Source organism: Mesorhizobium sp. M1E.F.Ca.ET.041.01.1.1 (genome assembly GCF_003997355.1).
GTDB lineage: Bacteria > Pseudomonadota > Alphaproteobacteria > Rhizobiales > Rhizobiaceae > Mesorhizobium.
Map to the genome: position 1 here is coordinate 1 of NZ_RZSL01000389.1, position 5,947 is coordinate 5,947.

Genomic DNA, 5,947 nt, shown 5'->3' on the forward strand with positions numbered 1-5,947 from the left:
GCGTTGCCGTTGGTCTCGATCGCGCTGGGCAGCGTCGGCCGCGCTCCGGCGCTGGAAGCCCTCAGCCGCGGGCTGCTCGGGCTCGTCGGCGTCTGGATGATCTGGCGCGCGCTGCGCGGCCGACACCAACATACTGCCCATGAAGGCGAAGCGGTTGGTGTCATGGCGGGGCTCATCCCGTGTCCGCTGACGCTTTTCGTGATGACCTTCGCGATTGCGCGCGGAGTGCCATGGGCTGGCCTCGTCTTCGCGGTCGCGATGATGGCGGGTGTGGCGATTACCCTTGGCATCGTAGTCGCCCTTGCGGTCCTGTTCCGCAAAGGCTCCGTCGCTGTCCTCGACCGGTTTGGGTCGAGCACAGCGGGCGTCGCGACGCTTCTGGAGGTCGCGACCGGGCTGATCCTGGTCGGCGCGGCGCTGCACCAAGCGTTCGGTATCTAGCTCGAGCCGGCCGTCTGCGAGGACGAAGAAGGTTTCCGCCGCCGCCGCGTGAGCTTCATGCCGTCGCGCATGTTGAGACCGAGCAGCGTGATGTTCGTCGCGCCCGCTATTAGCTCCAGCGCCTGCACCGCGTAGAAGGCGGTATCGAACTCTCCTGCCTTGGCCTTGGAGGCGAGGAACAGCGCCGCCGGGATGAGAACCAGAAGACCGTTCGCGGCAATGAGCGGCATTCGCTTCAGCTTCCTGCCGATCACGCCGGTTCGCACACCCTTCGCCAAGGCGAAGCCCGAGCCTCCTGTCACCGCCAACATGGAGATAGGCAATAGGAGACCCCACGGTATGGCCGTCTTGACCGCGATGACGGTTGCCTCGGACGCAAACAGTTCGCTGAATGCCGTCGACAGCCAGAAGGTCGCGATCGTGAGGAGCGCGAGTGTGCCGGCCACCGGATGGATGAGCTTGGTCATTGGCTTGCATCCCTCTCTAGGCAACGCAGATGCCCGGCACCCCGACCTTCTGGAAGAGATGCGGCATGGCCACTGCCGAGGATGGATAGGCCGAGAGTTGTGCAACGAACTCCGGATGCGTGAACGCGGCCCTGAAGTCCGCGGTCGATTCCCAGACTGCATAGTTCAGATAAGTCGGACTCTCGCCGATCGCCCGGTGTAGCTGGGTCGAGATGAAGCCCGGCTGCCGCTTCATGAAATTCGCATCCTTCTCCCAGGCCTGGAGGAAGGTCGGTTCGTCCGCCTTGTCCAGCGTGAAGACATTCACGAGCACGAGGGGGGCGGCTTCGAGGCCGAGCTGGCGTTCGATCGGGAAGGCGGGATCAAGAGGACGCCTGTGGGACATGACAGTCTCCAATAATTTGGTTATATGATGTCAATCTGGTGCGATCGATACATATATAATTGACATTATGATGTCAAATAAATTCTATGGTGACGAAATGGATGCAAGCAGGCGAACCCTCACTGGCGATGCCTTGACCGACCTCATTCTCGACCTGTTCAGGGTCAACAACCTGATCTTGACCTGGGGCGACAGGCTTGTGGCGCCGCTGGGGCTCACAAGCGCCCGCTGGCAGATATTGGGTGCCATCGTTGCGGCGGACCGGCCGCAGCCGGTGGCTTGGCTCGCGCGCGATCTTGGCGCCAACCGCCAGAATGTGCAGCGCATCGTCAACGACTTGGCGGCGGAAGGGGTCGTCCGGTTCGAGCCCAATCCGCATCACCGCCGCGCGCACCTTGTCGTGCTGACCGATAGGGGACAGCAGACATACGACGACGCCATCGGCTTGTACGACCCACGGGTCAACGCGCTCGCGGACGGGTTTCCCCTCGAAGACATCCGGACGGCCGGCCGCGTCATGAAGGCGCTGCGGAAGAAATTCGAAGGCGATGAAAGAAATGCTGGAGAGCAGATTTGATCGCTATGGTTCGACGGCAGGCGGCGCGGTGTGCGGAAACGGGACCGCCCGAGCCGGCCGCGATTGGAAAGCGCTAACGGAACGGAAACGCCTTGCTGCTATGGTGCGGCGTCGGGGCAGGGGAGGCTGAACCCCGTCGAGGAAGTTTCGGGACGAGTATATCATGGCCACTTTTCCCCACGTCGAGCGCCGTCTTTTTGCGCGAGAGTTCGTGCTGAAGGAGGCCACGATCGTCACCGGCGACGCCAGCATCAGGTGCTCCATCCGGAACCAGCACGAACATGGCGCCGAGTTGCGTGTCGGTGCGCAGGTGGAACTGCCGGACCGCTTCACGCTCATTGTCCCTGACGACGATGCCGTCTACCGCGCCGTGGTGCGCTGGCGCCGCAACGAGCGCGTCGGCGTCCAGGTCTACAGCAATTCGCTGAAGGGCTGACGTCCGAAGGGCGCAGCTCTACTATTCTGTTACACGGGCTATCCGGCTCAACGGCAATGTTCGACTAGTGGCGTCCAGTCGCCCATACGGGGTCGGCATCTGCCATTGTCTCGACTGCCGCAAGAAGGTATTGCGGCCCGCGCCTTGGTCGCCAAGCTACCGCCGCCAGAAGTCGCGGTGCGCGGAGAGAAGCTCGTCCTCGATTTCGGGGAAGGGGCCGTGAACCTCGACCTTCTTCTGCCCGGAGCCGAGCACAACGCGCGAGGACAGGCTCATCGTCGGGTTTTCGGGATGGTCGCCAGTCAGCGCGAGAAGCTTGGTCTCCTCGAAGCCGTAGACCAGTCGACCGATATTCGCCCAGTAGAGCGTTCCGGTGCACATCGCGCAGGGCTCACCGGTTGAAACCAGCGTGCAGGTCCAGAGAAACTCCGGCGAATAGGCAGCCGCCGCACGCCGCGCGAGCTCGGTTTCGGCGTGATGCACGGTGTCGATATTGGCTTGGCGCATGAGGACCGCGTCGTCGGGGCCGACCAGCACCGCGCCGAACGGATGATGGCCATGCGCGACCGCGCCGCGGGCAACGGCATCTGCCTCGAATAGTTGAGCGATCATCCGGTCGCGCGTCATATCGCGCACTTTATGGCGCGTGAGGCGGCGTGGGAAGGGGCGGCCAAGCTATTTGGATCTTGTCGTCTGTGATCAGGTCCCAACCGGTTTGCAAACGCGCCGACGCTCGCCGACGTCGAGGAGTTCGGCCGCTGTTTCGTCTGCATCGCCTCACAGATAGCGGCGCACGCTGGCCTTGTAGGCGCGGTAGGGCTCGCCGAACTTGCGCTCCAGATAGGCCTCCTCGCGCAGCACCACGCCGAAATGCAGGATGAGGAACACCGGAATGAGCGCGAGCACGCTCCACCAGGTGTCGAAGATGAGCCCGATTCCCAGGAGCAGGCCCATCAGGCCGACATAGAGCGGATTGCGGGCGAAGCGGAACGGGCCGCCGGTGACGATGGCGAGCGTCGGCTTCGTGGGTTCGATATTGGTGCCGGCGCGCTGCATCGTCATGCGCCCCCACGCGATGATGGCGATCGCAAGGGCCGCAAGCACGATGCCCAGCACCGTGGTCAGTGGCCGGCCGCCGATCGCGAGCGGAAAGACATAGCGCAGCGCCAGCATCAGGATCAGCGCCACCAGGAACAGCAGCGGCGGGAACACCGCCACTTCGGGATTGTCCTTCTCGTCGTTCATGGCCATTTCCGCGGGTCGACCCACACGTCAATACCGTGCCGCTACTATGCGTCCGCAAGTGCCGCGCGGCAATCGGTGATGGCGCCTGCCAGGCGCATCCCGTCCGCATCGCCGGACGCAACCCTGTCGTCTCAGTGGCCGGCATATGCCGGCTGCGTCTTTGGCGCTGCTCGAAAAGCGCTTCGCCGGCCGGCTACTTGTCGACCGCCAGCGTCTCGTTGAGCACGGCGGCCAGATGCAGCCCGCCAAGCGCGAGCTGCTGGATGACGATCGGCGAGAATTTGTCGAAATAGGCCTGGTCGAGGATCACCGCATGCGGGTTGTCCGCCCTGATCGACGTGCCCTTGGGCAGCGCGCGGTAGGCGTCCTCCGCAATTGCGTGGCACGCGGCCAGCCATTTCTCCGGCGTCTGCTCGGCGGCCGGCCTCGGCGCGAGATTGGGGATGACGTCGGTCTCGAGATCGAGCGCGACCTTGCCCCAGTCATAGTATTTGAACAGGATCAGGCTCGAATCCCACACCGCGTGGAAGGTGGTGAGGTCGCGATCAGTCGAGCCGTCCGGCTTCGGCCGCGAGACGTTGAAGGTCACCGTCAGCGTGTTGCCGCCCTGGTCGCCCTGGTTGCCGTCCAGGCGCTCGACGCAGTGCAGCGGCTGCGACAGGTCGCCGACCAGATGGATGACGAAGGCGAGCGCCTGCCAGCGCTCCTCACCGCTTTTCTTCGGATCGGCGAGGATCTTTTCCTGCGCCGGCAGCGCCTTCATCAGGCAGGTGCCGAAGGTCGCGTCGTCCTTGCAGTCGCGCGCCGCGTCGTAGGCGGTGGTGCCGGCACTCGCATCGCCCGGCCTGGAGGCGAGCGGGATGTCGACGAAATGCCAGTTCGACGTCTCCTTGTGGTTCTCGGCGCGATAGTCGTCAGGCCAGCTCGCGACCGAGGCCAGCGACACGGTTGCCGGCGGCTTGAGCTTGAGATGCGAACGCAGGAGCTGCTCGATGACATCATAGGCATTTTGGCTCAGCCTATGCTGCGCGATCTCGGCGATCACCGCATGGCCCTCCTGACCCCAGGCCAGCGCCTGACCGCACATCGCCATCGTCGCGAGCCAGGAAACCGCCGCCGCTTGCCAGTCCACAGTCTTGCGTCCTCGAAGTTTCGACCTCGGGAAGTACAACGCAGGCGCGTGTTAGAGACAAGCGGATTCCTTATCGAAAGGATGGTCCGGCAGTCGGTGGACTCCTCGTAAACTAGCGCCGCCGCTTCGCCTGGATGGTCCGCGCCGCCTGTTCGATCGCGGCACGGTCGTTGCCCAGCCTGTCGAGCAATTCCTGCGCTTCTCCGCTGCTTATGCCGGTGTGCGTTGCGAGCGCCTCTGCCGTCAGAATGTCCGAACTTGAGACCTCGCGCGTTTCAGGCAGTGCGTCGTCCGCCGTCAGCGGCAGGGCCGCCTCGCGATCGATTTCCATCTCGGCTTGGTGCCAGTGCCGCTCATGGTCGCCGTGGATGCTGCCTTCGCGTTGCCAGATTTCATAGGCGCGCTGCCTGATCTTCTCGATCCGATCGTCATCCATTGCCGTGTCCTCCGTGCCTGTCACTCAACGCAGGGCAGGGCGGAACGATCCGTGGCGACGCGATGACCAGTCGCCTTGGAGGCCTTCAGGATCGCCCGTTACATCCGCGCCCTGGCTGAAGTGGGATCGTAGGGCGAATCCGCAATGACTTCGGCAGTCTTCCATTCCCCCAGGATCGCAACGTCGAGTTTCGTGCCGGGTTTGCAAAAACGCTCCGGCAACAACGCCAGCGCCACGTCATGCCCGAGCGCGTAGGCGTAGCCGCCCGACGTGATGCGCCCGACCAGCTCGCCGTCGATGTAGAGCCCCTCGGAGGCAAGCGTGCTCGCGCCGTCGGTTTCGATCTTGAGTGTGACAGAGCGGCGCTGGTTGTTCCGATCCTTATATTTCAGGACCGCGTCGCGTCCGACGAAATCGCCCTTGTCGAGGCGGATGAAACGCTCGAGCCCGCTCTCCAGCGCGTTGAGCTCCGGGTTCATGTCGCGGTACATGGCGCGATAGGATTTCTCCAGCCTGAGCGACTCCAGCGCATGCAGCCCGACCAGGCGCATGCCGTGCTTCTCGCCTTCCTTCAGAATCGCATCCAGCAATTGCCGCTGGTAGGCCATCGGATGGTACAGCTCCCAGCCGAGCTCGCCTTCGTAGTTCACACGCAGCAGCCGCACGTCGCTGGCCAACGCGACGCCGCCGGTCTTCACGCCGAACCAGGGGAACTTTTCGTTCGAAAGATCGATCTCGGTCAGCGGCTGCAGCACGTCTCGCGCGTTCGGCCCGACGACCGTGAAGCAGCCGCGATCGTTGGTGACGTTCTTCAGACTGACGCTGCCG

10 protein-coding genes and 1 pseudogene are annotated in these 5,947 nt (G+C 63.8%); 4 read left to right on the plus strand and 7 right to left on the minus strand.

Annotation, left to right across the window (positions count from 1 at the left end):
* Nucleotides 1-441 (plus strand): sulfite exporter TauE/SafE family protein (locus EOA38_RS39330; RefSeq protein WP_348627538.1); only part of this gene is annotated, 441 nt, incomplete at its 5' end.
* Here the strand turns inward: EOA38_RS39330 and EOA38_RS25485 are convergent.
* On the minus strand, nt 438-908 hold the full coding sequence (locus tag EOA38_RS25485) for a hypothetical protein (RefSeq protein WP_127300538.1): 471 nt from the start codon (nt 906-908) through the stop codon (nt 438-440). The genes EOA38_RS39330 and EOA38_RS25485 overlap by 4 nt on opposite strands.
* Before the next feature lie 16 nt (nt 909-924).
* On the minus strand, nt 925-1,293 hold the full coding sequence (locus EOA38_RS25490) for an antibiotic biosynthesis monooxygenase family protein (protein ID WP_127300539.1): 369 nt from the start codon (nt 1,291-1,293) through the stop codon (nt 925-927).
* Nucleotides 1,294-1,390: 97 nt separating this feature from the next.
* On the opposite strand from EOA38_RS25490, the gene EOA38_RS25495 reads away from it, so the two are divergent.
* The 3 genes and pseudogenes from EOA38_RS25495 to EOA38_RS25505 form a co-directional block, all read left to right on the plus strand.
* Nucleotides 1,391-1,870 (plus strand): MarR family winged helix-turn-helix transcriptional regulator, encoded by a 480-nt coding sequence (locus EOA38_RS25495; protein ID WP_127300540.1) that lies wholly within the window; start codon nt 1,391-1,393, stop codon nt 1,868-1,870.
* A gap of 163 nt (nt 1,871-2,033) precedes the next feature.
* Nucleotides 2,034-2,306, plus strand: coding sequence for a PilZ domain-containing protein (locus EOA38_RS25500; RefSeq protein ID WP_127300541.1), 273 nt, complete (start codon nt 2,034-2,036; stop codon nt 2,304-2,306).
* 40 nt (nt 2,307-2,346) lie between these two features.
* Nucleotides 2,347-2,430 (plus strand): annotated as a pseudogene (locus EOA38_RS25505) (GFA family protein); the annotation flags it as partial.
* Between the two features lie 32 nt (nt 2,431-2,462).
* Here EOA38_RS25505 and EOA38_RS25510 read toward each other — a convergent pair.
* From EOA38_RS25510 to EOA38_RS25530, 5 genes are all read right to left on the minus strand, one after another.
* Nucleotides 2,463-2,933, minus strand: a complete 471-nt coding sequence (locus EOA38_RS25510; protein WP_127300545.1) for a nucleoside deaminase — start codon at nt 2,931-2,933, stop codon at nt 2,463-2,465.
* A gap of 150 nt (nt 2,934-3,083) precedes the next feature.
* Complete coding sequence (locus EOA38_RS25515) at nt 3,084-3,551, minus strand: isoprenylcysteine carboxylmethyltransferase family protein (protein ID WP_189434880.1); 468 nt, start codon at nt 3,549-3,551, stop codon at nt 3,084-3,086.
* 193 nt (nt 3,552-3,744) lie between these two features.
* Nucleotides 3,745-4,683, minus strand: a complete 939-nt coding sequence (locus EOA38_RS25520; RefSeq protein ID WP_127300543.1) for a S1/P1 nuclease — start codon at nt 4,681-4,683, stop codon at nt 3,745-3,747.
* A 112-nt stretch (nt 4,684-4,795) separates the two neighbouring features.
* Nucleotides 4,796-5,119, minus strand: a complete 324-nt coding sequence (locus tag EOA38_RS25525; protein WP_127300544.1) for a DUF2934 domain-containing protein — start codon at nt 5,117-5,119, stop codon at nt 4,796-4,798.
* Between the two features lie 98 nt (nt 5,120-5,217).
* A partial coding sequence (locus EOA38_RS25530) for an aminomethyltransferase family protein (protein WP_145966061.1) occupies nt 5,218-5,947 on the minus strand: 730 nt, incomplete at its 5' end.